This is a genomic window from Methylobacterium sp. 1030 (assembly GCF_040544715.1).
Taxonomy (GTDB): Bacteria; Pseudomonadota; Alphaproteobacteria; order Rhizobiales; family Beijerinckiaceae; genus Methylobacterium.
In genome coordinates this window covers 93,259-113,735 of record NZ_JBEPKM010000018.1, presented here as the reverse complement: position 1 = coordinate 113,735, position 20,477 = coordinate 93,259, and the positions used below count along the sequence as shown (strand labels likewise).

Here is a 20,477-nt window from a genome sequence, read left to right as displayed (position 1 = left end):
CGGCCTGCGTAGTCCCCAACAAATCGGGAACTTTTCACGCCCGATTGTCGTGACAGTCAGGACTGCATCTGTAAGCGATATCTGCCAGCTTCCTGAAGCAAGTGCCGCATCGGGGCGACACTACTGGTCCGGTATGTTGATTGCTGGGCTCCCGAAGAAGGCAGCGCCTCGGGCGGGCACCTGTTCCAGATCGGCACGGAGCTGGTCAGAAAGGGAACGGGCGACGGGGCGGGTGACGGGCGGCGGTCTCCGCCGAGGCAGGTCAGGGAGCGAGGCGTATGTTCGACTTCTCGACGCGGATGAGCGGCGAACGGCCCGTGCGGATGGTGCTGCCGCAGGTCGCGCCGCCGACGGACGGCCGCGTGATCCTGCGGCGGCTGTGGCGCGGCAGCGGCTTCATCGTGCTGGGCGGCCTGTTCATGGTCGCCGTCGCGGTGGCGCTCCTCGGCCTGATCCCGCCCCGCTACACGTCGAGCATCCAGATCCTAGTGGATCCGAGCGACCTGCGCGTCGTCGAGAACGACGTGAACGCGCGCCAGCCCCAGGCCGACAGCGGCGTGTCGATCGCCGAGAGCCAGGTGCGGGTGATCCAGTCCGACAGCGTCCTGCGCCGGGTGATCGCCAAGCTCCACCTCGACCAGGACGACGAGTTCGTGCTGCCGGACGGCAACAACCCGACCCTCACCTGGATCAAGGGCGCGCTGGGCATGCTGCCCCCGCCGGCGAGCCGCGACCCGGTCTTCACGGCCCTCGACACGCTGCAGAACCGGCTCACAGTCCGGCGGGCCGAGCGGACCTTCGTGATCGACGTCTCCGTTCAGTCGCGCGATCCCGAGAAGGCCGCCCGCATCGCCAACGCCGTCGGCGACGCCTACTTCGCCGAGGAGGCCGCGGCCCGGACCGAGACCGCACGGCGCGCCTCCGACGCCCTGGCGGGGCGGCTCAACAGCCTCAAGCGCGACGTCGAGCAGGCCGAGAGCGCCGTGGTGCGCTACCGCGAGGATCACAAGCTCGTGGCCGCCAGCGGCCGCCTGCTCACCGACCAGCAGCTCGGCGACCTGAACCAGCAGCTCGTCACCGCCTCCATCAAGACCGCGGAGGCCAAGTCGCGCCTCGATCAGGCGCGCCGGATGCGCTCGTCGGATCCCAGCACCGCCCTTCCCGAAATGCTGCAGAGTCTGGAGATGCAGGCCCTGCGGCAGCAATACGCCACGCTGTCCCGCAACACCGCGGAGCTCGCCACCCGCCTCGGCGAGCGCCACCCGGCCATGGCCGAGCAGTACGCCCAGCAGCGCGACCTGCAGCGCCTGATCCAGCGCGAGAAGGAGCGGATCATCGAGACGACCCAGAAGGATTACGACCGCGCCGCCGCGAGCGAGGCCGCGATCCGGGCCAATCTCGACCGGGTGAAGAACGAGACCGCGTCCAGCGACCGGGCCTATGTCGGCCTGCGCGAGCTGGAGCGGACCCTCGACGCCCGCCGCGGCATCTACGAGGCCTATCTGAAGCGCGCCCGCGAGGCGAGCGAGCAGGAGCGGCTCAACACCACCAACGTCCGGATCATCTCGGCCGCGGTCCCGGCGCGCCAGCGGACCTTCCCGCCCTCCCCCAAGATCGTCCTGCCGGTGGCGCTCGTCCTCGGCCTGCTGCTCGGCGGCGGCATCGCCCTGCTGCTCGGCGCCGACAGCGACCGTCGCCGCAGCCTGCGCGCCGCCACCCGGCCGGCCGCGAGCTTCCGGGCCGCCGATGCGTGACATCGGCGAGATCAGCCTCTACCTGGGCGCTATGGATCCGGTCCTCGGGGAGGCACACACGGTGAGCGCCCCGGCCCCCGCGGCGTCCGGATCGCCGCAGACGGGCGCGACCGTCGAACTCTTCGGCTACCGGTTTCACACCGGTCCCGCCGCGACCCTCGTGGCCGACGTCGCGGCCCGGCGTGACGGCCGCCCGCGCATGATCGTGACGGCGAACGTCGATCACATCGTCCAGCTCAGCGAGAACGCGCCGTTCCGCGAGGCCTACGCGCGCGCCGCGGCCCGGACCCTCGACGGGATGCCGCTGGTCTGGCTGGCCCGGAAGGCGTGCGGCCAGCCCGTTCACCGGATCACCGGCCACGACCTCCTGGGCTGCGTCCTGGCCGACCCGCCGGCCTTCGCGCGGCGGGTCTTCTTCGTCTCCGCCCGACAGGACGCGGCGGACGCGCTGGCGACCCGGCTGCAGGCAGCGGGCCTTCCGCCCGGCGCCGTGACGAGCGCCGTGCCACCCTTCGGCTTCGAGCACGACGCGGCCTACAGCCGCGCCCTGGCGGAGCGGATCCGCGCCCACGGGACGACGCTGCTGGTGATGGGCGTCGGCGCGCCCAAATCCGAGATCTGGGTGGATCGCCACGGCCAGACGCTCGGCGAGCCGGTGGTCTTCTGCGTCGGCGACGCCCTCAACGTCGCCGCCGGGTTCCTGCCGCGCGCCCCGCGGCTGATGCAGCGCCTCGGCCTCGAGTGGATCTACCGGTTCCTGCAGGCGCCGCGCCGGCTGTTCCGGCGCTACTTCATCAAGTCGTGGCGCTTCATCGGCCTCGCCGCGCGCGACCAGTTCCGGCGGCGCGCCGGCTGACCTCAGCGCCGCTCCGCGAACAGGTCCGGCCGCCGCAATTGGAGCGCGAAGAGCAGCGTCAGCGACTTCATGTCGGTGATCGCGCCGCGGCGGCCCATGGCGGCCAGCTCCGGCAGCGGGATCTCGTGGACCGCCACGGCCTCGCCCTCGGCGGCGAGACCGCCGCCGGTGCCGGTCCGGTCGGCCTCGCCGTAGGCGGCGAGGAACAGGTCCATCCGCTCCGTGGAGATCCCCGGCATCGACCAGGCGCTGGCGACGAAGTCGAGGGCGCTGAGGCGCAGGCCCGTCTCCTCCATCGCCTCGCGCCGCGCCTCGTCCTCGGAGGCGCCCTCGTCGAGGAGGCCGGCCGGCACCTCGATGTGGCTCGGCGGCCCGCCCGAGTAGAGGACCGGCGCCCGGAACTGCGAGACGAGCGTGGCGACCCGCCGCTCCGGATCGTAGGGGAGCACCGCGACCGCCCGGCCGTGATCCTCCATCTCCCGGGTGATGCGGCTCCCGTCCTCCTGCATCACCTCGGCGACGAGGTAGCGCGCCCAACCGTCATGTACGAGGCGCACGCCCCCGATCCGTGGTGCCATTCCGATCTCGCCCTGCTCCTGGAGCCCGACGGATCGTTCAGGAATGCGGCGGCCTTGCGGACACGGTGATGCGGAAGCGCAGGCGCCCCGCGGGCGGCCCGTCCAGGCGCTCGGCGGCGTCGAGGCGGGCGCCCTCCTCGCGCACGAGGTTGGGGATGTCGAGGGCGGCCAAGGGGTCGGTGCAGGTCACCACCAGCGTCCGGCCGGCAGCGAGGCCGCGCAGCGCCTTCCGGGTGCGCAGGACCGGGAGCGGACATTTCAGGCCGCTCAGGTTGAGGTCGACGCAGTCCGGATCCTCGTCCCGCACGCCGGAAGCTCCCGAACCGGCGCGGATGCCGGCCCGGCGGTCTTAGGCACCGCCGCGCCCCGGCGCCAGCGGCGTCCTCACCACACGTGATAGCCGAAGGCGGGTCCGGAATAGCTGTCCGGCGCCGTCCAGACATAGCGGGGACCGTTGTAGCCGTACTCGAAGCCGCGGCTCGGGACCGGCGCGTAGGCGTAACCGTAGCCGAACGGCGCGGGATAGCCGTACTCGCCGTAGTAGCTGTACTGCGGCCGCCCCCGCGCGGCCACGGTGCCGGCGATGCGGCCGCCGGCTCCGGTGTGCCAGCGACCCGGCGTCGGACCTGAGCCCTGGAACGGCGCCAGGTCGGCCGCCCGCGCCGTGCTCACGGCCGCCGGAACGGAAACCATCCCGGCGAGGATGACGGAGATGATGCGGGTCATGATTCGGCCTCTCCCCGGGCGTCGCGCCATGTCGGAACGTTCCATTAGCACGTTCCAACGGCGATTCGCGCGGGCGGCGTGAGCCGCTCAGCCGGATGCTAGAAGACGCATTCCGTGAAGGCCGGACGCACGCAGGCGCCCCAGCGCCCCTCGTAGTCGGCGAGGAGATCCTCGGCCCGCGTCCGCCCGGCCGCGACGACGGCCTCGAGCGGCTGCAGGTAGATCACCTCGTCCCGGCCCTCGGCGTCGCGGCGGCCCCGCGCCCGGAGGCCCGCGCGGGCGATCGCCAGGGCCTCGGCGGCGACGGCCCCGAGCGTGGTATTGGCCACCGGCGTCGCGAGCCCCAGCCGCGGCGCCGTGGCGCGGGCGGCCTCGCGGTTGGCGAGGCTCCACCCCTTCACGAGGTCGAGGGCCGCGTCGAGGGCCGAGTCGTCGTAGAGGAGACCGGTCCAGAAGGCGGCCTGGGCGGCGATCATGCCGGGGCCGCCGACATCGGCGCCGCGCATCTCCAGGAAGCGCTTGAGCCGCACCTCGGGGAAGGCCGTGGAAGCGTGGTTGGCCCAGTCCGAGACCGTGGCGAACTCGCCCGGCAGCTGCGGGAGCTTGCCGGCCATCAGGTCGCGGAACGAGGCGCCCGACACGTCGTGGTAGGTGTCGCCCCGCTTGACGAAGTACATCGGCATGTCGAGCAGCCAGTCGACGTAGGCCTCGTAGCCGAACCCCGCGTCGAAGGCGAAGGGCAGCATCCCGGTCCGGTGGGCATCCGTGTCGCGCCAGATCTCGGACCGGCGCGACAGGAAGCCGTTCGGCCGGCCATCGGTGAAGGGCGAGTTGGCGAAGAGCGCGGTCGCGACCGGCTGCAGCGCCAGGGACGCGCGCATCTTGCGCACCATGTCGGCCTCGGAGGCGAAGTCGAGGTTCACCTGCACGGTGGCGGTGCGCAGCATCATGTCGAGACCGAGGGACCCGACCTTCGGCATGTAGCCGGCCATGATCCGGTAGCGGCTCTTGGGCATGACCGGGGTCTCGTCCCGGCGCCATTTCGGGCTCATGCCCAGCGTCAGGAAGCCGATGCCCAGGGGATCGGCCACCCGCTTCGCCGCGGCGAGGTGCGTGGCGAGTTCCGCCGCCGTGGCGTGCACGTCGGGGAGCGCCGCGCCCGACAGCTCGAACTGGCCGCCGGGCTCGATCGAGATCGCGCCGCCCGCCTCCGCCGACAGGCCGATGATGTTGCCGAGATCGAGGATCGGCTCCCAGCCGGTCTCACGGGCGAGTCCGTCCAGGAGCGCCCGGATGCCGCGGTCCCCCTCGTAGGGGACCGGCGCCCGGGTCTCCCGATAGAACGGGATCTTCTCGTGCTCGGTGCCGATCGCGAAGCGCGCGCGCGGCTTCTCGCCCGCCGCGAACCATTCGATCAGTTCGGCGCGCGTGGTGAGCGGCGTGGTGTCGTTGCTGTCGCGCGCCATGCGCTGCCTGCCCGTGCGTCTGACGTGTGCCTGGGAACGGGCGCGCCGGACTGCTCCGGCGGATCCACCCGGTACAAACCCGCTCTCGCGAGCGGGATCCGGGCGGACACCCGCCCCCGACCCCGATGAGCACGCGGCGCAGGCGGCGTCCGATCCGGGACATAATCGAGCCGCCGTGAACCCACAACGCGGCGGTCTCGACCGGCGCGCCGCTTCACGTCTGATCCGGGGAAACAATCGACCGGCGCGGTCATTCCATGTGCGCGGGCACACATGGATCGGGGCGGCGCGCGTCAGCGCGCGTCAGCGCGCGTCGCCGAGCACCGCCTGCACCAGCGTCAGCACGGCGACGGCGGCGGTGTCGGCCCGCAGGATGCGCGGCCCCAGGGAGAGCGCCACGGTGTTCGGCCGCGCCCGGATCAGCGCCCGCTCCTCCTCGGAGAAGCCGCCTTCGGGACCGACCAGCACGGCGAGCGGAGGGGGCGCCAGCGGGTCGCCGGCCGCCCGCAGGGCCGCCATCGGGTCGCGCACGGGCGCGTCCTCGTCGCAGAACACGAGAAGCCGCCCGGGCGCGAGGCCCGCGAGTGCGGCCGGCAGGCGCTCGGGCTCCGGACAATCGGGAATCGCCAGGATCCCGCACTGCTCGGCGGCCTCGACCGCGTTGGCCCGCAGCCGGTCCATGTTCACGCGATCGCCCTGCGTGAACCGGGTGATGACCGGTCGGATCGTCCCGGCCCCCATCTCCACCGCCTTCTGCGCGAGATAGTCGAGGCGCGCGCTCTTCAGCGGGGCGAACAGGTAATGAAGGTCGGCGCCCGCGGGCTGCGGACGCGTCTGCGCGGCGACGTGCAGGTCGGCGCCCTTGCGCCCGGTCTGGACCAGATGGGCGCGCCACTCGCCGTGGCGGCCGTTGAAGACCAGGACCGGATCGTCCGGCCCCCGGCGCAGCACGTTGAGCAGGTAGTTCGCCTGAGCCCGGTCGAGGGGCAGAATCACCCCCGCCGCGAGATCGGCCGCGACGTGGAGGCGCGGAGCGGTGAAGTCATAGGCCGGCATGGCGGCGTGGTCGCGCGGGCCGGCGGGCCTGTCAACGCGGGGACCGCGACCGAAAGTGTTGCCGAATGGTTACGAGCCCCGGTTTTCGGCAGTCAGTCCACCGGTGCATGGCGCAGCCGGTTTGCCGCTCGAATGACGCCACAATCCTATGGCGAACCCAACGGAACGGAAGAGAGCCGGCCGCTCGCGGATCCGGCAGGGGCGTCGAGGGAGTCGCGGAATGGCGAAGGGGAGTCTGAAGCTGGGGGCGGCGGTGCTGGTCGGCACCGTCCTGTTCGGGACGGCGGCGTTCGCGCAGAGCGCGGCACCGGAATGCGGTGCCATCCAGAAGACCCTGGCCGAGCGCAAGGCTCTGGTCGGCCGCGCCAATGCGGCGTCGCAGTCCAAGAAGAAGATGACCCCGCAGGAGGCCTGCGCCCTGTTCGGGAAGCTCCAGTCCAACGGCGCGGAGGGCATCAAGTGGATCGCCGCCAACAAGGAATGGTGCTCGATCCCCGATTCCTTCGCCGAGGGCTTCAAGGCCGACCACGTGAAGGTCAGCGGCATCCGCACCAAGATCTGCAGCGTCGCCGCCCAGGCGACCAAGATGGAGGCGCAGGCCCGCGCCCAGGCGCAGGCCCAGGCGGGCGGCGGCGGCGGCGGGCTGCTCGGCGGCCCGGGCTTGACCGGAAGCTTCAAGCTGCCGCAGGGCGCTCTCTGAGATCGTCTGAGAGGATCGCGGATCCGGCGCGGGTCCCCCCTCGGCAGCGGCGGGGGACTCACGTGCGGGACGACCGGAGATCCGACCGATGAACGGCACGGTGTTTGACGACGGGCGGCCGGCCGACGCGGTCTCCGGGCACTGGGTCGACCGGCGGGCGCCCCGGCCCTGGCGCCCGTACCTGCGCCTGGCCCGGATCGACCGGCCGATCGGCTGGTGGCTCCTCCTCCTGCCCTGCTGGTGGTCGGCCGCCCTGGCGGCGATCGCCGCGGACCAGGCCTTTCCCGACCCCTGGCACTGCCTGCTCTTCCTGATCGGCGCCGTGGCGATGCGCGGGGCGGGCTCGACCTACAACGACATCGCCGACCGCGACCTCGACGCGCAGGTCGAGCGCACGCGCCTGCGCCCCCTGCCCTCGGGCCAGGTGCGGCCGCGCCACGCCGCCCTGTTCCTGGTGATCCAGGCCCTGATCGGGCTGGCCGTCCTGCTGCAGTTCAACGCGGAGGCGGTGATCATCGGTCTCTGCTCGCTGCTGCCGGTGGCGATCTACCCGTTCATGAAACGGGTCATGCCGCTGCCGCAGGCGATCCTGGGACTGGCCTTCGCCTGGGGGGCTCTGATGGGCTGGGCCGCGGTGTTCGCCCGCCTCGATCCGCCGGCGCTCCTGCTCTACGCGGGCGCCCTGTGCTGGGTGATCGGCTACGACACGATCTACGCGGTGCAGGATATCGAGGACGACGAGATCGCGGGGATCCGCTCCTCGGCCCGCATGTTCGGCCGGCACGTGCGGCTCGCCGTCGGGCTCTGCTACGCGCTGGCCGCCCTGTTCGTGGTGCTGGCCGCGCGCGGGGCCGGAGCGGGGCTCGTCGGGTATCTGGGGGTCGCCGCCTTCGCCGGGCACCTCGCCTGGCAGGTCCTGTCGCTGCGCGAGCGCGACGGGCGCGGGGCTCTCACGCTGTTCCGGTCGAACCGGGATGCGGGCCTGATCCTGTTCGTCGGCCTCACCGCCGACGCGCTGCTGCGCAACTTGTTCTAAGGGCCGTCGGCGCCCTCAGGTGCGGGCGATGATCTCGTTCTCGCCGCGGAAGATCTGCGGGCGCGCGGGGAGCCGGCCGGTCTTGCGGCGGGCCAGGAAGCGCGGGCGACGGCGGCCGAGACCGGCGTGGCGGCGACGGATGCGGACCTGACCGAGAATCAGCCGGCCGATCTGCTGGGAGACCGGGACGAGGAGGCCGTCCTCCCGGACGATCATCCGCACGAGGCCCGCCCGAGCCGCGATGTCGCGCCACAACGCGACCACGTCGTCCTCCTCGAAGCTGCCGAGGCGCTGCAGCACGTCGCCTTCTTCGTCGACGAGGATCAGGCTGAACCGGTCGGCGCCCACGATCTCGGCGTCCTCGGTGGCGTAGGCGAGCGCGATCCCGACGGCCCGGCGCGCGCCGGGGGTGCGGCCGATCACCGGCAGCGGCGAAGCGACGAAGCGGGGCGCGGTGTCGGCACCGTGCATCGGGTGTCCTGCGTGGCTTTTGTCCGTGGCCGGGGAAGTGTTCATCGGTCCGAGTCCCTGGAGCAAGTGGCGACCCCTGTCGGGCCGTCCGTTATGCCAAGCAAAATCGCACCCGAACTCCTCCGCACCGCTTAAGAGCCGTCGTTAAGCGAATCTGGACAGCGCTGTCATTTGCGGAATGCTCAATGCTTCCTTGAATGCTCAACGTTTCCTTGCGCAGATCGGTCGTTATCGATCGATCAACCAGCATCCTTGTGGCGCTGCGGGCGCCGCCGTACAACGGGGCGACCGGGCGCGCGATCCTCCGCGCCGGGTCTTCTCAGCCCGACCGGGTGAGCCCAAGCGGGCCCGGACGTCCGCCCGCCGGACGGGCGGGCCGGCGGGGCCCTCGCGGGCCGCACGGATTCCACGCGGAGCGCGATGCCAGAGCCTCTCACCGACGATGCCGTATCCGCCCTGATGCCGGAGCTGCGCGCCGTGATGCGCGAGGCCGCCGACATCGCGCGGCCGTTCTTCAGGCTCGGCGGGCAGACTTCGGCCCGCATCTGGTCGAAGGCCGGCGGCTCGCCGGTGACCGAGGCGGACGTCGCGGTCGATGCCTTCCTGAAGGTGCGTCTGAGCGCCCTCGTGCCGCGGGCGGCATGGCTGTCGGAGGAGACCGCCGACGACCCGGCGCGCCTCGGCCACGACCTCGTGTGGATCGTCGATCCGATCGACGGGACGCGGGCGTTCCTGTCGGGCCATCCGGACTGGTCGATCGCGGTGGCGCTCCTGTCGGGCGGCGAGCCGCTGATCGGCTTCGTCCACGCGCCGGTGGGCGACGCGGATTACGAGGCCGTGCGCGGGCGCGGCGCGACGCGGAACGGCGAACCGATCCGCGTCGATACCAGGCAGAGCCTGCCCGGCGCCCGCGTCACCGGCCCGAAGCCGATGCTCGACCGCCTGGCCCGGGGCGCCGGAGCGGACCCGGATTTCGAAGTGATCGCGCGGATCCCATCCCTCGCCCTGAGGCTCGCCCGCGTGGCGGACGGGACGGTCGATATCGGGATGATTTCCGGGAATGCCCGCGACTGGGACTTGGCCGCCGCCGACCTCGTTCTGCGCGAGGCGGGCGGCGTGGTCTGCGATTTCTCCGGGGCTGCGACGCCGTACAATCGCGCTGACCCGGTGCACGGCGAGTTGCTTGCCGCGCCGGTGGGTCTGCGCGACCCGGTGCTCGCCGCCTGGGACCGCTGAGGCCGAGGCCCCGCGTGTCCGCGGCGAGCGGCCTCAGGCCGTCGCGGTCTCGCGGATCTTCACCGCGGCGGGCGCGAGCCCGAGACGCTCGGCGAGATGCCAGTGCAGTTCACGCGGGGAGTGGTAGTTGTAGGACCGGTCGATCAGGTCGCTGAGATCGGCCCCGGTCTGGTCCGCGGTCTTGGCCCGCGCCAGCTTGCCGACCCGGAAGGTCGGGGCATCGGTGACGGGGGAACGGACGCCGCGGCGCCGTGTGTACTCGAATAACATCACTGTCTTTTCTTTTCTGGACCGGACGTTGGCTGCGCCCGGCGTCGTTTCTGGGATATTGCCTCCGACGCGACCGGAACCCTGGCAGTCTCGCCCGGGCAGGCAGCGTCGGAAGGGGGAACCGCGTCTGGCGGCCGCTTCATGCGCCACCCGCAATCCTCAGTTGCACACTTCGGCGCACTGAGGGCGCGGGAGGCGCCTCGGAACCCGCGACGGTCAGGCCGCCTGCAGGTTGCCGGCGGCGTCCTTGCCGCTGCGCTTGTCCGTCAGGATCTCGTAAGCGATCCGCTGGCCTTCGATCAGGTTGCGCATCCCGGCGCGCTCGACGGCCGAGATGTGGACGAACACGTCCTTGCCGCCATCGTCGGGCTGGATGAAACCGTAGCCCTTGGTCTCATTGAACCACTTCACAGTGCCGGTATTCACGTAGTGTACCTCGTTCGTCCATAGGCCATCCGCGCGGCACGAGGGCCGCGTGATGCACCACGGTCTTTCTGGATTTGGCCAGTGCGGCGGGGCGCGAGTCGCTGAACCTTGAACAGCGTCAGCCTCGGTGGATAAGCCCCCCGAGGACGTATTTAGGCGCAGGCTGCGGCCGCAACAAGGCATGGGCGGCGTATCATCTGCGTCGCAGGCCGGGATCGGGAGGGGGCCGAGCGGCACCGCCCCCTGTGATTCCGGGCATTCACGATGCATATACGGAATGCGCTCAAGCAGTTAAGGCGCGTGGCTCTGGACGATACATGGCAGGCATCTCGGTCTCGCTGGACGGTGCGAACATCCAGCTCTCCTTCCAGAAGGACGATCAGGCGACGGCGGTGGTGATGGATGCCCGCGCCGCCCGGGCGCTAGTGCGCGCCGTCGGGCAACTCCTCACGGCGATCGACGATACGGACGAGCCCGACATGGCCGACGAGATGGGCGACGAGGAGGTCGCCATGCTCGACGTGACGTCGTCGGCCATCGAGGTCGGTACCGACGACGAGGGCCAGGCGGTGGTCGCCCTGCAGGCCGGCGCTCTGCCGCCGTTCCAGCTCCGCCTGACGGACGAAGAGGCCCGCCACGTCGTGACGAGCCTCTCCGAGATCCTCAATGCCCCGCGCGACGTGCGGACCTCGCACGGCGGTCACTGACGGCCGGGCGCTCGGCCGTCGCGGGCGCCGTCACATGCGCGTCCCGGGATCCGTCGGCGTGCCGGGGAAGATGTCCGGCTCGGAGCCCGGACCGCCGGGTTCGCCGATCCCCGGATCGTTCACCGGATAGGGCGTGCGCGGGCCGGTCGGGCCGATATCGGGCTCCTCTTCGGGCGTCGGCGGGGGCGGCGGCAGGTCGCCGGGCGTGGGCTCGGGAAGGCCGGGATTGGCCATGACGCGACTCCTGATGGTTGGGATGGGGACCAACGGGCCGCCTTCCCCGGGGGTTCCGATCACCGGTCCGGGGTCCGCTCCCGGACGCGGCCGGGCGGCGGAGGGCCGCGGGAACGGGCGGCACGAGCCTCCGTTAGCCGGGCAGATCCCCCGACCGGAGACCACCATGCCCGACATCCGCCAAGCCAAGATCCTGATCCTCGCCACCGACGGTTTCGAGGAGAGCGAGTTGACCGTCCCGCAGGCCAAGCTGGCCGAGGCCGGCGCCGCGGTGACCGTCGCCGCCCCGCAATCGCGCCAGAGCAAGGGCACGATCCGCGGCTGGGACAAGACCGACTGGGGCCGGGAGGTCACGGTCGACACCGACCTAGAGCAGGTCGACTCGGCATCCTACGACGCCCTCGTCCTCCCGGGCGGCCAGATCAACCCGGACAAGCTCCGGCTCGAGCCCCGGGCCCTCGCCCTGATCAGGAGCTTCCTGACCTCCGGCAAGGTCGTGGCCGCGATCTGCCACGCCCCGTGGCTGCTGATCGAGACCGGCGCGGCCAAGGGCCGCGACCTGACCTCGTTCAGCTCGATCCGGACCGACGTGATCAATGCCGGCGGCCGCTGGCACGACAAGGACGTCGTGACCGACCACGGCATCGTCACGAGCCGCAATCCGGGCGACCTCGACGCGTTCTGCGCGAAGATCGTCGAGGAGATCCAGGAGGGCGGCCACGGCGCCCGCCAGCTGGCGGCGTGACCCGCGCGGGCGCCGGACGACCGGCGCCCGTGCTCAGCCGCGGCCGCGCTCGCCGGTGACTTCCAGCACCGTGCAGCCGCGGATCGGGCGGCCGTACTCGTCCGCGCCCTCCACGGTGACCCGGTGGGCGCCCGGCGCGAGGTCGTCCGGGAGCCGCGCCGTCCAGATATGGGTCGAGGGCACCGCCTTCACCCAGCTCTTCTTCGTCTCCGGGTAGCGCTCGTAGAGCTCGGTGACGAACGGGTCGGGGCGGCGGGCGCGCGCCATCGGCCGGGGCGTCGCGTCCCCGACCCGGAACGCGAGGCGCGTGCGCGGGCCGCCGTCGAACACGTTCACCACCAGGGTCGTGTCGGCGAGCGCGTCCTGCGGCACCGGCGGCCGGAGCCCCTGCACCGGCCGGGTCCAGCGCACCACCTCGGGCGCGCCGGCCCGCAGCTCGCTCTCGAACAGGATCCGCATGGTCTCGTCCGGCTGCCCCTGCGCGGCGACGTAGCGCGTCGTGTAGTCGGTGCCGCGGATCGACAGGACGTGGAACCCGTTCGGCGTGCCGTCGCGGCTGTCGGCCGAGGGGATGCCCGTGCGGGTGTCGGGACCGCTCCACCACGAGCCCGAGACGGCGGTGAGCACGTGATGGTGATGGCCGTCGGCGAGGTAGTGGTGCTCGGTCGTGTGGGTGTGGCCGGCGAGGCTCAGCACCTTGCGGCCGGCGAGCAGGTCGAGGAGCGCGGCGCGGTCCGTGGTGTGGGTGCGGGGCTCTTCGGGGCCGGTCTCGGTGTGCAAGGGGATGTGCATGGCCAGCACGATCAGGTCGTCCCGCGGGATCTCGGCCAGGAGGTTGCGCAGGAAGGCCAGGCCGCGGTCGCCGATCCGGCCCCGGTAGGTGTTGGCGCCCACCGGCACCGGCGGCCCGAGCCACTCGACGTTGTCGAGCATCACGAACCACGCCCGGCCGTGCCGGAACGCGTAGGTCGGCGCGCCGAACACCCGCTTCCAGGTCTCGCGGATGTAGCGCGCGTCCGGCGCCTGCATGTTGAGGTCGTGGTTGCCCGGCAGGCTGTACCAGGGCAGGCCGATCCGCCCGACGATCCGGTTGGACCGGCCGTAGAGCGAGAGATCGTCGAACAGCACGTCGCCTGTGGTCAGGCCGAAGGCGGCCGGGATCGCCATGGCGCGGGTGACCGCGGTGTCGCGCACGTGGTCGAGTTCGAACCGGCTCTCGGGCTGGGGATCGGTGAACAGCACGACGTCGAAGTCGTCCGGCTCGTCCGCCCGGGTCAGGGTGAAGTCGATCGAGGCCGGGAGCGGCCCGGTGGGCGCGAGGCCGCGGTAGCGCAGGCCCAGCTCGGCGGGCGTGCCCCCGGGCTGGTGGATGTAGGAGTGGCGCGGCACGTTGTCGGCGTCGCGCGGCAGGGCGTAGCCCGGCGGCTTGATGACGAAGACCGCGCCGTCGCCCGACATCGGCAGGCGGTATCGGCCCCGCTCGTCGGTCCGCGCGATCTCGCGACCGTTGGACACCAGCACGCCCGGCAGCGGGACCGGGTCCCCGCCGGCCGCGTCGCGCGCGGAGACGATCCCGGTGGCCTCGGCGGCCTCGGCGGGCTCCTGCGCACCGGCCCGGCCCGCGACGAGGCCGAGGGCGGCGGCGCCCGCCATGGTGCTCCGGCGGGTCAGGCCTCCGGGCTGGGTGTCGCGCGACATCGATGGCTCCTGCACGGCTTCGCGGCGCGGCGTCCCGCGGGAGGCCGGCAACCGGCATCCGGGACGCTGCCTGCGCGGCCAACCAGACGCGTTTGACTTCCGGATGACAGGCGCGGCCCCGAACGCGCGAGGCCCGCGCCTCGGCAGAGGTGCGGGCCTCGGATCGGGTTCGACGGGCGGGCGTCGCTGGGAGCGGCCGGCGCCCGCGGGTCCGACTACTCCTCGTCGCCGGGCTCGAAGGTCTGCGGCATCGGCTCGGCGCTGGCGACCGGGGTCGGCGCGCCGATGGTCGAGGGCACGTTCACGCCGTCACGCTTGTAGATGTCGTCGCGGAACTGGACGATGCCGTCCGGGGTCGACCAGGCGGTGATGTAGGTCCAGTAGACCGGCACCGGCTGGGAGATGTTGGCGTCGATGCGCTTGCCGCTCTCGATCGCCTCCTCGACCTTCTGACGGTCCCAGCCGGGCGTGTCCTTCAGCAGCCACGTGATGTACTCGCGCACGTTCTGCACGCGCACGCAGCCCGAGGAGATGAAGCGGAAATCGTCGCCGAACACGCCCTTGGTGTTCGTGTCGTGCATGAACACGCCGTAGGGATTCGGGATGTTGATGCGGACGATGCCCATCGAGTTGAAGTCGGCGCCCGAATCCTGCCGGTAGGTGTAGCGGGTGCCCTCGTCCGAGAACCAGTTCACCGACTTCGGCGAGACCTCGGAGCCGTTCGACAGGATCCGGATCTTGTTGTCCGTGAGGTAGTTCGGATCCTTCTGCATCTTCGGGATCAGGTCCTTCTTCACGATGGAAGCCGGGACCGTCCAAGTCGGGTTGAAATTGATCTGCGTCGCCTTGGTGTTCATGATCGGCGACTGGCGGTCGATCTTGCCCACGCCGGCGGCGTGGAGCGTGACGACCTGACCGTTCTCGACCGTCTCGACGAGCGCGGCCGGGATGTTGGTGATCACGAAGCGCCGGCCGAGATCGCCCGAGTAGGAGCGCAGGCGCACGACGTTGATCTCGAGCTGGCGCAGGCGCACGTCGGCGGGCACGTTCATGGCCTGCTGAGTGGCCATCGTCATCGCGCCGGTCTGGCTGAGGCCGTGCCGGGCCTGGAACCGCTTCACGCCCGCGGCGACATACGAATCGTACACGCCCGAGCCGCCCGCGGCCGGATCGAGGTCGCCGGTGACGATCAGGCGCTGGCGGATGGCCGCCACGGCCGGGCCGCGCGAGCCGATCCGCAGGTGGTCGGCGCCGGAAACCTGCCGCCAGCCACCGCGGGCGACGATGTCCTTGTAGCGCTCCACCATCTGCTCGGTGGACGTCACGGTCTGGGGCGAGAGGATCGGCACCGTCTCGCGCTGCACCTGCATGCCGGCGGGTGAGGCGTAGTCCTGCGCCCACTCGGCCTGGGCATAGTTGCCCTGATCGCGGGCTTGGGCGCCGCCGATGCCGAGCGCGCCGAGGGCGGCGACGCCGAGGATCGCGGGGAACCGGTTTTGTGCCTTCTTGCGCATCGGTCGCTGGCTCTGGTCCGGGGTTCGTCAGGTCGTGACGGGAGCGGATTGTCTCGGGCGCCACGGTGTCGGGATGGCGTTAAGACTCCCTATCGAAGGGGCCGGAATGTGGCATCGCCGTGCGCCAGCGCACGCGGCGTCCGTCTGCGGCACCCTGGCAACAGCCATCGTCGCGCCGGTGTGGCAGGGATGCCATAGCGGTCCGGTTCGGACGGCGCGCGGGAGCAGCATGGATTCGGGCGAGGCCCTTTCGGATCGACGTGTCGGGCCGGCCCTGCGGGCCGTCGTCGCCCTGCTGGCGCTCTACGCCCTGCTGCTCCAGGCCTTTCTCGGCGGCCTGATGCCGGTGCCGGCGGCGACCGACGGCCTCTGCGCGCAGCATGCCGACGCGTCCGCTTCTCCGGGCGCGCCCGTCCCCCACGACCACGGCGATTGCTGCACGGCGGCCCAGGCCACCGGCCCGGCGCTCCCGCCGCGCCCCCCGTCCGTCGGCTTCCGATGGGTCGCGACCGCGGACCTGCGGCCGGCCTGGCCCCTCAACCGGAGCGTCGGCGCCCGCGCGCCGCCCGGCACCATCGCGTCCCCGAGGGGGCCGCCGACCGCCTGAGCGATCACCACCTCTCGGATCCCTCAGGACGGATGTACTCCCATGAAGACCCTTGTCTCGGCCGCCCTCGGCCTCGGGCTGCTCGCCTCCGCGGCGCAGGCCCACGCGGTGCTGGAACGCAAGCAGGCAGCCCCCGGCGCCTCGTATCGCGGCGTCGTCCAGATCATGCACGGCTGCAACGGCAAGCCGACGACGCGCGTGAGCGTCACCATCCCGGAGGGCCTGATCGGCGCCAAGCCGATGCCGAAACCCGGCTGGACCCTCGCGACGACGCGCGGACCCTACGCCAAGACCTACGCGACCCATCACGGCACGGCCGCGGAGGGCGTGACGTCGATCACGTGGAGCGGCGGCTCCCTTCCGGACGATCAGGTCGACGAGTTCACCTTCCTGGCGCAGGTCGCCGGCACGTTCGAGCCCGGCGCGACCGTCTACGTCCCGGTCCAGCAGGATTGCGCGGAGGGCAGCTATTCCTGGTCGGAGATCCCCAAGGCCGGTCAGGACGCCCACGACCTGAAGACGGCCGCGCCGTCCTTCCGGATCGTCCAGGTCGCTCAGGCGGGCGGCGCGCCGGCCGCGGGGACGGCCGCGGCCGCGACGACCGTGAAGGCCGCTGACCTGACGATCGAGACGCCGTGGCTGCGCGCCACGCCGAACGGCGCCAAGGTCGCCGGCGGGTACGTGCGCATCACCAACACGGGGAGCGCCCCGGACACGCTCACGGGTGCCACGGTGCCGTTCGCCAAGAGCAGCGACATCCACTCCATGTCGATGGAGGGCGGCGTCATGAAGATGGCGCCGGTCACGAACGGCCTGACCATCAAGCCCGGCGAGACCGTGGAGCTGAAGCCCGGCGGCTATCACCTCATGTTCGAGGACCTGACCGGCGCGCCGAAGGCGGGCGAGACCGTCGCGGGGACGCTCACCTTCCAGCGGGCCGGCGCCGTGCCGGTGACCTTCACGGTGGCGCCGATCGGCGCGGGCGCGCCGGGCGGCCAGCACCAGCACCAGCACTAGCCGCCCGGGACCGAGCTTCGGCCGCCGGGCGACAGCCGTGACGCGAGCAGATCCACGAGGCCGGGCCGCCGCGGCGCCCGGCCGTCGCGGCCGCGCGGACCCTCGGGTCGCCCCCGCGCGGCCGGCGCGCGCGCTCGCCCGGATCGTGGCGCTCCTCGCCCTCTACGCCCTGGCGCTCCAGGGCGTCCTCGGCGGCCTGGCCTCCGCCGCCGCGGGGCCGGACCACGTCCTCTGCCTCGCCGACGGCGGCCCGACCGATCCGGCACCGGCCGGCAAACAGCTGCCGGCCCCTCACCGCGGGGATTGCTGCGTCGCCTGCCACGCGGCCGGCCCCGCCACCCTGCCCGGGCCGTCGGCCGTCGCCGCCGTCCCGGTGGCCCGACCCGCCGCGGCCGCCGCCGCCCGGCCGCGGCGCGTCGCCCTCCCGCGGGCGCCCCCGCGTCCCGGCCTCGGAGCCCGCGCCCCGCCCGTCGTCTGACCGATCGCCCCGCCTTCCCGATCGCCAGACACGGATCCCACACCATGCCCCGCCAGTTCCGGGCCGGCCGACGCGCCGCGCTCCTGCTGTTCACCTGCGCGACGCCGGCCGCGGCCCAGGCACCGTCCGCCGCCTCGGTCACCCTGTCCGAACTCAGCGTCGTCGGCGCCGCCGCGACGGACGCGCCGTCGCACGAGACCCGCGGCTCGCTCTCGGTGCCGAGCGTCGACCGCCAGAGGGCCGCCCTCGCGGGGACCGTCGGCTCCGTGGCCTTCGTCGACACCGCGGCGCTCCAGGACCGCTACACCAACACGCTCCGCGACGTGCTCAAGGACGTGCCCGGCGTCTACGTGCAGGAGCGCTACGGGCAGGAGCTGCGCCTGTCGGTCCGCGGCTCGGGCATCGCCCGCGCCTTCCACCTGCGCGGGCTGGAGCTACTGCAGGACGGGATCCCGCTCAACCTCGCGGACGGGAGCGGCGACTTCTATCAGGTGGACCCGCTCGCCCTGCGCTCGGTGGAGGTCTACAAGGGCGGCAACGCCCTCACCTTCGGGGCAACGACGCTCGGCGGCGCCGTCAACGCCGTCACGCCCACGGCCTACACCGCGCTGGCGCCCAACATCCTGCGGGTCGACGGCGGCAGCTTCGGCACGATCCGCGAGCAGGCCCAGATGTCCCGCATCGACGGGCCGCTCGACGGGCTGGTCAACGCGACGCTGACCAATTCCGACGGGTTCCGCGCCCACGAGGCCCAGGCCACGAAGAACTTCAACGCCAATATCGGCTACCGGATCGCCCCCGACATCGAGACCCGCTTCTATCTCGGCACCTACCTCACCGATCAGAAGCTGCCGGGCACCCTGACCCTCGGCCAGAGCCTCTCGACCCCGACGCTGGCCAACCCGACGGCGATCACCGGCAACCAGTCCCGCAAGGTCGAGACGGAGCGGATCGCGAACCGCACCTCGTTCCTGCTCGACGTGGGCAAGCTCGACGTCGACACCTGGGCGATCCACAAGAGCCTGTACCACCCGATCTTCCAGGCGATCGACCAGGACGGCTGGACCTACGGGATCAGCCCGCACTGGGCCGGGACCTTCGATCTCGGCGGCTTCCGCGACGACGTGGTGCTGGGCCTGCGCGCCTTCGCGGGCCAGAACTCCGCGCTGCAATTCGTCAACGTCCGCGGGCAGCGGGGGGCGCAGACGCTCAACGCCCTCCAGAGCGCCTCGAGCCTCGAGGCCTACGGCGAGAATCGATTCTGGTTCCTCCCGGACGTGGCGCTGATGACCGGCGCGAAGGCGTTCTCGTCGAACCGGACCTTCAGCGACAAGGGCGGGCTGCCGGGCAACCCGAACCCGCGCTTCGCCGACGTGACCTATGCGGGCGTCAACCCCAAAGTCGGCCTGCTGTGGCAGCCGCGGCCCGACATCCAGATCTTCGGCGACGTCGTCCGGTCCCGGGACGTGCCGGACTTCTCCGACCTCGTGCAGCAGAACCTCTTGAGCACGACCTTCGTGCCCCTGCGGGCGCAGCGCGCCTGGACCTACGAGGCCGGCGCCCGCGGCCGCGTCGACCGCCTCGCCTTCGACGTGACGCTCTACCGGTCGGACCTGCGCGACGAGCTGATCAACTTCGCGACCAATCCCGGCCTCAACATCCCGGCCGCCACCTTCAACACCCCCCGCTCCGTCCACCAGGGCGTCGAGGCGGCGCTCACCCTGGACCTCGCCCGCGACCTCGCGGCGGCGGGCGACGGGCTCAGCGTGACCCAGATCTGGACCCACAACGACTTCCGGTTCGTCGGCGACCCGGTCTTCGGCAACAACCGCATCGCCGGGATCCCGGCCGACGTGCTGCGCACCGTGATGAGCTACCGGCACCCGCGCGGCTTCCACGTCGCGCCGTCGCTCGACTGGGTGCCGCAGGGCGCCTTCGCCGATCACGCCAACACCCTGCGGGTGCCCGGCTACGCCCTGCTCGGCGTCGAGGCCGGCCTCGATCTCGCCGACGGCGTCGCCCTGTTCGTGGATGCCCGCAACCTCACGAACGCCCGCTACGTCTCCGACATCGCCGTGGTGGCCAACGCCGCCGCGACGGCGGGCGGCCCGGCCGCGCTGGCCGCCTTCTATCCCGGGAGCGGCCGCAGCGTCTTCGGCGGTATCCGCGCCTCGTTCTGAGCGCGGGTGCCGCCATCCGCGGCACTTCTCCAGATCCCGGGCGGCGGGTTAAGGTTAAAAAAACATGAACCCTGCTGTCCGGGCCAATCGGCGCTAGGATTGCGGCGTCGTCCGAAAGCCACGGACGGAGCGTCCCGGATCGGAACGAGCCGGGCCGTCGGACGGCACAGGAGAGGCAGATGAACGGCTTCGATGTCACGTTCCGGGACGATCAGGACTGGGTCGATTTCGGCAGGTCCTACGTCAACTCGGAAGCCTTCAAGGCGCTGTTCCGCGACGGGATGACCCTGGTCGAGGAGACGGCCGCCTATCTCGACGGCGAGGGCCGCGACGAGTCGCGCCTCGTGTCCCGGGACGCGACGCTCAGCTACGCGGCCGAGAGCATGCGCCTGACCACGCTGCTGATGCAGATCGCCTCGTGGCTGCTGGTGCAGCGCGCCGTCGCCGAGGGCGAGATGACCCCGGCCGAGGCCCTCCTGGAGAAGCACCGGGTCAAGCTCGGCACCGCCGAGCCGCCGAAGCAGCAGGATTTCAACCTGCTGCCGATGCGCCTGCAGCAGCTGATCCTCCGGGCCCGGCGCCTGCACAGCCGCATCCTGCACCTCGACGCGCTGATCGCCGAGGACCGGCCGACGCCGCAGCCGGTGGAGAGCCCCGTAGCCGCGCAGCAGGGCCTGCTGCGGATGGCCTTCCGCATGAGCGAGGGCTGAGCGAGGGCCGGG

The 20,477-nt window shown here is 72.1% G+C and carries 23 protein-coding genes; 12 read left to right on the top strand and 11 right to left on the bottom strand.

From position 1 onward, the window contains the following. The first annotated feature begins 278 nt into the window (after positions 1-278). Together ABIC30_RS24365 and ABIC30_RS24360 are read left to right on the top strand one after the other, a co-directional pair. Complete coding sequence (locus ABIC30_RS24365; RefSeq protein WP_020090661.1) at positions 279-1,754, top strand: GumC family protein; 1,476 nt, start codon at positions 279-281, stop codon at positions 1,752-1,754. After that, entirely contained in the window at positions 1,747-2,610 is an 864-nt protein-coding gene (locus ABIC30_RS24360; RefSeq protein WP_103984932.1) for a WecB/TagA/CpsF family glycosyltransferase, read from the top strand. Before ABIC30_RS24365 ends, ABIC30_RS24360 begins: the two co-directional genes overlap by 8 nt. A gap of 2 nt (positions 2,611-2,612) precedes the next feature. Here ABIC30_RS24360 and ABIC30_RS24355 read toward each other — a convergent pair whose 3' ends face one another. From ABIC30_RS24355 to ABIC30_RS24335, 5 genes are all read right to left on the bottom strand, one after another. After that, entirely contained in the window at positions 2,613-3,188 is a 576-nt protein-coding gene (locus tag ABIC30_RS24355; RefSeq protein ID WP_026604542.1) for an NUDIX domain-containing protein, read from the bottom strand. Between the two features lie 37 nt (positions 3,189-3,225). Continuing rightward, a complete protein-coding gene (locus tag ABIC30_RS24350; protein ID WP_354456160.1) occupies positions 3,226-3,495 on the bottom strand; it encodes a sulfurtransferase TusA family protein in 270 nt (89 codons plus the stop codon). Positions 3,496-3,572: 77 nt separating this feature from the next. Next, positions 3,573-3,914: a hypothetical protein gene (locus ABIC30_RS24345; RefSeq protein WP_020090665.1), complete on the bottom strand. Its 342-nt coding sequence runs from the start codon at positions 3,912-3,914 to the stop codon at positions 3,573-3,575. Between the two features lie 98 nt (positions 3,915-4,012). Further along, complete coding sequence (locus tag ABIC30_RS24340) at positions 4,013-5,380, bottom strand: glutamate--cysteine ligase (RefSeq protein ID WP_354456159.1); 1,368 nt, start codon at positions 5,378-5,380, stop codon at positions 4,013-4,015. Positions 5,381-5,683: 303 nt separating this feature from the next. After that, positions 5,684-6,436: a 16S rRNA (uracil(1498)-N(3))-methyltransferase gene (locus tag ABIC30_RS24335; RefSeq protein ID WP_042674928.1), complete on the bottom strand. Its 753-nt coding sequence runs from the start codon at positions 6,434-6,436 to the stop codon at positions 5,684-5,686. A gap of 220 nt (positions 6,437-6,656) precedes the next feature. On the opposite strand from ABIC30_RS24335, the gene ABIC30_RS24330 reads away from it, so the two are divergent. Together ABIC30_RS24330 and ubiA are read left to right on the top strand one after the other, a co-directional pair. Continuing rightward, positions 6,657-7,136 carry a hypothetical protein gene (locus ABIC30_RS24330; RefSeq protein ID WP_020090668.1) on the top strand — a complete coding sequence of 160 codons (480 nt, stop codon included), beginning with the start codon at positions 6,657-6,659 and terminating at the stop codon, positions 7,134-7,136. Positions 7,137-7,224: 88 nt separating this feature from the next. Further along, complete coding sequence (ubiA, locus tag ABIC30_RS24325) at positions 7,225-8,172, top strand: 4-hydroxybenzoate octaprenyltransferase (protein ID WP_354456158.1); 948 nt, start codon at positions 7,225-7,227, stop codon at positions 8,170-8,172. A 15-nt stretch (positions 8,173-8,187) separates the two neighbouring features. On the opposite strand, the gene ABIC30_RS24320 is transcribed toward ubiA, so the two are convergent. Further along, complete coding sequence (locus tag ABIC30_RS24320) at positions 8,188-8,643, bottom strand: DUF6101 family protein (RefSeq protein ID WP_020090670.1); 456 nt, start codon at positions 8,641-8,643, stop codon at positions 8,188-8,190. 420 nt (positions 8,644-9,063) lie between these two features. Between ABIC30_RS24320 and ABIC30_RS24315 the strand changes: the two genes are divergently transcribed. Next, complete coding sequence (locus ABIC30_RS24315; RefSeq protein WP_056531692.1) at positions 9,064-9,879, top strand: inositol monophosphatase family protein; 816 nt, start codon at positions 9,064-9,066, stop codon at positions 9,877-9,879. A gap of 33 nt (positions 9,880-9,912) precedes the next feature. On the opposite strand, the gene ABIC30_RS24310 is transcribed toward ABIC30_RS24315, so the two are convergent. Continuing rightward, complete coding sequence (locus tag ABIC30_RS24310) at positions 9,913-10,149, bottom strand: AsnC family transcriptional regulator (RefSeq protein ID WP_091679178.1); 237 nt, start codon at positions 10,147-10,149, stop codon at positions 9,913-9,915. 216 nt (positions 10,150-10,365) lie between these two features. Beyond that, on the bottom strand, positions 10,366-10,575 hold the full coding sequence (locus tag ABIC30_RS24305; RefSeq protein ID WP_012322269.1) for a cold-shock protein: 210 nt from the start codon (positions 10,573-10,575) through the stop codon (positions 10,366-10,368). 317 nt (positions 10,576-10,892) lie between these two features. Between ABIC30_RS24305 and ABIC30_RS24300 the strand changes: the two genes are divergently transcribed. Beyond that, the gene (locus tag ABIC30_RS24300; protein ID WP_020090673.1) at positions 10,893-11,282 is read left to right on the top strand and encodes a hypothetical protein; all 390 of its coding nucleotides are present in this window, start codon (positions 10,893-10,895) and stop codon (positions 11,280-11,282) included. A 30-nt stretch (positions 11,283-11,312) separates the two neighbouring features. Here the strand turns inward: ABIC30_RS24300 and ABIC30_RS24295 are convergent, their stop codons facing one another. Further along, positions 11,313-11,516, bottom strand: coding sequence for a hypothetical protein (locus tag ABIC30_RS24295; protein WP_012322267.1), 204 nt, complete (start codon positions 11,514-11,516; stop codon positions 11,313-11,315). A gap of 166 nt (positions 11,517-11,682) precedes the next feature. On the opposite strand from ABIC30_RS24295, the gene ABIC30_RS24290 reads away from it, so the two are divergent. Further along, positions 11,683-12,261 carry a type 1 glutamine amidotransferase domain-containing protein gene (locus tag ABIC30_RS24290; RefSeq protein ID WP_234082044.1) on the top strand — a complete coding sequence of 193 codons (579 nt, stop codon included), beginning with the start codon at positions 11,683-11,685 and terminating at the stop codon, positions 12,259-12,261. A 33-nt stretch (positions 12,262-12,294) separates the two neighbouring features. Here ABIC30_RS24290 and ABIC30_RS24285 read toward each other — a convergent pair whose 3' ends face one another. Both ABIC30_RS24285 and ABIC30_RS24280 read right to left on the bottom strand, forming a co-directional pair. Continuing rightward, positions 12,295-13,959 (bottom strand): calcineurin-like phosphoesterase C-terminal domain-containing protein, encoded by a 1,665-nt coding sequence (locus ABIC30_RS24285; protein ID WP_354456157.1) that lies wholly within the window; start codon positions 13,957-13,959, stop codon positions 12,295-12,297. Positions 13,960-14,174: 215 nt separating this feature from the next. Further along, positions 14,175-15,473, bottom strand: coding sequence for a L,D-transpeptidase family protein (locus ABIC30_RS24280; protein ID WP_020090677.1), 1,299 nt, complete (start codon positions 15,471-15,473; stop codon positions 14,175-14,177). Positions 15,474-15,702: 229 nt separating this feature from the next. Between ABIC30_RS24280 and ABIC30_RS24275 the strand changes: the two genes are divergently transcribed. From ABIC30_RS24275 to rcdA, 5 genes are all read left to right on the top strand, one after another. Next, positions 15,703-16,080, top strand: coding sequence for a hypothetical protein (locus ABIC30_RS24275; protein ID WP_020090678.1), 378 nt, complete (start codon positions 15,703-15,705; stop codon positions 16,078-16,080). Between the two features lie 42 nt (positions 16,081-16,122). After that, positions 16,123-17,097 carry a copper chaperone PCu(A)C domain-containing protein gene (locus ABIC30_RS24270; RefSeq protein WP_020090679.1) on the top strand — a complete coding sequence of 325 codons (975 nt, stop codon included), beginning with the start codon at positions 16,123-16,125 and terminating at the stop codon, positions 17,095-17,097. A gap of 145 nt (positions 17,098-17,242) precedes the next feature. Continuing rightward, the gene (locus ABIC30_RS24265; RefSeq protein WP_354456156.1) at positions 17,243-17,575 is read left to right on the top strand and encodes a hypothetical protein; all 333 of its coding nucleotides are present in this window, start codon (positions 17,243-17,245) and stop codon (positions 17,573-17,575) included. 44 nt (positions 17,576-17,619) lie between these two features. Beyond that, entirely contained in the window at positions 17,620-19,755 is a 2,136-nt protein-coding gene (locus ABIC30_RS24260; protein WP_234082031.1) for a TonB-dependent receptor family protein, read from the top strand. 179 nt (positions 19,756-19,934) lie between these two features. After that, positions 19,935-20,465 carry a protease adaptor protein RcdA gene (rcdA, locus tag ABIC30_RS24255; RefSeq protein WP_020090682.1) on the top strand — a complete coding sequence of 177 codons (531 nt, stop codon included), beginning with the start codon at positions 19,935-19,937 and terminating at the stop codon, positions 20,463-20,465. Positions 20,466-20,477 lie beyond the last annotated feature (12 nt).

What these genes read in the sequence shown, in the direction of transcription:
- ABIC30_RS24345 (WP_020090665.1), bottom strand. Translation starts at nt 3,914, where the DNA reads ATGACCCGCATCATCTCCGTCATCCTCGCCGGGATGGTTTCCGTTCCG.
- ABIC30_RS24260 (WP_234082031.1), top strand. Translation starts at nt 17,620, where the DNA reads ATGCCCCGCCAGTTCCGGGCCGGCCGACGCGCCGCGCTCCTGCTGTTC.
- ABIC30_RS24275 (WP_020090678.1), top strand. Translation starts at nt 15,703, where the DNA reads ATGGATTCGGGCGAGGCCCTTTCGGATCGACGTGTCGGGCCGGCCCTG.
- ABIC30_RS24335 (WP_042674928.1), bottom strand. Translation starts at nt 6,436, where the DNA reads ATGCCGGCCTATGACTTCACCGCTCCGCGCCTCCACGTCGCGGCCGAT.
- ABIC30_RS24320 (WP_020090670.1), bottom strand. Translation starts at nt 8,643, where the DNA reads ATGCACGGTGCCGACACCGCGCCCCGCTTCGTCGCTTCGCCGCTGCCG.
- ABIC30_RS24315 (WP_056531692.1), top strand. Translation starts at nt 9,064, where the DNA reads ATGCCAGAGCCTCTCACCGACGATGCCGTATCCGCCCTGATGCCGGAG.
- ABIC30_RS24355 (WP_026604542.1), bottom strand. Translation starts at nt 3,188, where the DNA reads ATGGCACCACGGATCGGGGGCGTGCGCCTCGTACATGACGGTTGGGCG.
- ABIC30_RS24295 (WP_012322267.1), bottom strand. Translation starts at nt 11,516, where the DNA reads ATGGCCAATCCCGGCCTTCCCGAGCCCACGCCCGGCGACCTGCCGCCG.
- ABIC30_RS24300 (WP_020090673.1), top strand. Translation starts at nt 10,893, where the DNA reads ATGGCAGGCATCTCGGTCTCGCTGGACGGTGCGAACATCCAGCTCTCC.
- rcdA (WP_020090682.1), top strand. Translation starts at nt 19,935, where the DNA reads ATGAACGGCTTCGATGTCACGTTCCGGGACGATCAGGACTGGGTCGAT.
- ABIC30_RS24280 (WP_020090677.1), bottom strand. Translation starts at nt 15,473, where the DNA reads ATGCGCAAGAAGGCACAAAACCGGTTCCCCGCGATCCTCGGCGTCGCC.
- ABIC30_RS24270 (WP_020090679.1), top strand. Translation starts at nt 16,123, where the DNA reads ATGAAGACCCTTGTCTCGGCCGCCCTCGGCCTCGGGCTGCTCGCCTCC.
- ABIC30_RS24285 (WP_354456157.1), bottom strand. Translation starts at nt 13,959, where the DNA reads ATGTCGCGCGACACCCAGCCCGGAGGCCTGACCCGCCGGAGCACCATG.
- ABIC30_RS24365 (WP_020090661.1), top strand. Translation starts at nt 279, where the DNA reads ATGTTCGACTTCTCGACGCGGATGAGCGGCGAACGGCCCGTGCGGATG.
- ABIC30_RS24290 (WP_234082044.1), top strand. Translation starts at nt 11,683, where the DNA reads ATGCCCGACATCCGCCAAGCCAAGATCCTGATCCTCGCCACCGACGGT.
- ABIC30_RS24340 (WP_354456159.1), bottom strand. Translation starts at nt 5,380, where the DNA reads ATGGCGCGCGACAGCAACGACACCACGCCGCTCACCACGCGCGCCGAA.
- ABIC30_RS24330 (WP_020090668.1), top strand. Translation starts at nt 6,657, where the DNA reads ATGGCGAAGGGGAGTCTGAAGCTGGGGGCGGCGGTGCTGGTCGGCACC.
- ABIC30_RS24360 (WP_103984932.1), top strand. Translation starts at nt 1,747, where the DNA reads ATGCGTGACATCGGCGAGATCAGCCTCTACCTGGGCGCTATGGATCCG.
- ABIC30_RS24310 (WP_091679178.1), bottom strand. Translation starts at nt 10,149, where the DNA reads ATGTTATTCGAGTACACACGGCGCCGCGGCGTCCGTTCCCCCGTCACC.
- ubiA (WP_354456158.1), top strand. Translation starts at nt 7,225, where the DNA reads ATGAACGGCACGGTGTTTGACGACGGGCGGCCGGCCGACGCGGTCTCC.